Origin of the sequence: Rhodococcus sp. (in: high G+C Gram-positive bacteria) (assembly GCF_049286785.1) — a bacterium.
Taxonomy (GTDB): domain Bacteria; phylum Actinomycetota; class Actinomycetes; order Mycobacteriales; family Mycobacteriaceae; genus Rhodococcus_F.
Map to the genome: position 1 here is coordinate 1 of NZ_JBAQEO010000815.1, position 1,832 is coordinate 1,832.

The 1,832-nt window shown below is 68.0% G+C and carries 1 protein-coding gene; it reads right to left on the bottom strand.

Annotation, left to right across the window (positions count from 1 at the left end):
* Positions 1-268: 268 nt before the first annotated feature.
* Positions 269-1,669: an IS1380 family transposase gene (locus WAW17_RS29325; protein ID WP_422336363.1), complete on the bottom strand. Its 1,401-nt coding sequence runs from the start codon at positions 1,667-1,669 to the stop codon at positions 269-271.
* Positions 1,670-1,832: the final 163 nt, after the last annotated feature.

Here is a 1,832-nt window from a genome sequence, read left to right on the forward strand (position 1 = left end):
TGCGTCGGCGTCAGCCCCAACGTCACGACTCACCCCAAGATCGATGCCCTTGCGCCATAAGGACATTCTCCCGGAAAGATCAACATCACCTGGGACCGCCACGCCGCGAAAAACACCAGCCACCTAGCCCCGGTGATTCACGGGTCGTGAGGACTGCTGCTGTTGGGTGACGGCGGCGTCGATTTCGTGTGTGGGCGTGCGGGGGTGCCGGCTGGCGCTGCCGGTGGGCGGGTCTCCGGGGGGTGCTGTCGAGGGCGGGCAGGTGAGGTCAGGCGGGTTTGGGAATCGCGGCGATTGTGTTGAAGACGGCGACGATGGCGGTGGCCCAGGGCCACGTTGCTGGGATCCTCACTCGGCGTCGCCGGCCGCTGCGGGTCAGCCGGGCGGCGACGTGCAGGACGCGGTAGCGCAGCGCTTTGGGCTCGCACATGGCCAGGACTGCAGCGTCGCCGGTGCAGGCGAGCATCCGGGTCCAGGCCACGAGGTCAGCGGCGATCATCACCGCCACCAGCCAGGCCTGGTTGAGGGCGAATTCCCGCGAGGGGAGCCGGCCGAGTCCGGTGTCCTTGGCGTGGCGGATGCGGTCCTCGACCCGGGCGTGAGCCCGGTGACGTGCTTCAAGGAACTGCAGTTGACCGGTGGCGGTGTTGGTGACAAATGCCTGGTAGCGCCACCCATCGATCTCCTCGAAGATCGATAACTGGGCGCCCGGGTGGGGTCGCTCGCGGCGGATGATGACCCGCATCCCATCGGGCCACTTCGCGAGCATCCCGGCGGCGAGGAACCCGGTCAGCTCGGCAACCTGTGCCCCGTTGCGGATGTCACCGCCAGGGGTCAATGCCGGCCCCCACGCGGCCTCCGGGCAGGTCTCGATGGCCAGGCGCATAGGCGCGGTGATCGAGAACCCGACCGAGTACTCCACCCGTCGACCGCGCGTGTGGTTCTGCTCGGTGATCCAGTCGATCAGGGCGTGGGAGGCGCCGGCACCGTCGGAGCGGATCAGCAGGTCACGCCGATGACTGGCGGGGATCTGCGCGATCGCCTGGCCGAGGACGTCGATGTGGTCGGCGGCGGTGTTGGACCCGGCGTTGCCCGGACGCAGGCTCGCCGCGAGGAACTCGGAGGTGTTGTCGCACCACACGCCGATCGGGTGGTAGCCGAACGTGCGCTTGTACGTTGGCGCGGCGTTCTCTTTCTCGCTGTGGGTGACCACGATGGTGGCGTCCACATCGAGCGCGATCGTCGATCCCAGATCCCGGCCCGCGCACTTCGACGCTGGGACACCTCCGGGCAGCTGGGACCACACGTGCCGCCGTGCCCGAGCCCGCGCGACCTGGATCTTCTTGCGCTTGCCGACCGTGACCCCATCAAGGGTGCGCCACACCGTCGGCGCCGACGCGACCGGGCCCAGGACCTCGGATTGGTGACGCAGAACCCCGATGTCGGAGATGGACTCGCCACCATCGGCGAGCATCACCGCGACGTCGATCAGCACCCGGCCGCGGTCATGGACCGGGATGAACCGCCGGCGCTCCATGGCCCCGGACAGCTCGGCGGTGAGCCCGACCCGATCAGCCAGAAGACGCGGCGCGATCGCCCCGGCATGAGAAATCACCCCGACACCATCAGCGGAGACAGACAGACCAGACGACCACGACGTACGCTTCACCTACCGAGTGCTTTCTGCTTGAGGAACCGGATCCTTAGAAAGTGTTCTGAAAGTGTCACGCCGCGCGGGTCGACTGCCAGGGGCGTCGTCCGCGTGCGGGGGCGAGTCGTCGGGCCATCAATCCGATCATTGCCCATTTGATCATCGCCTCCGAGTGCGCCGG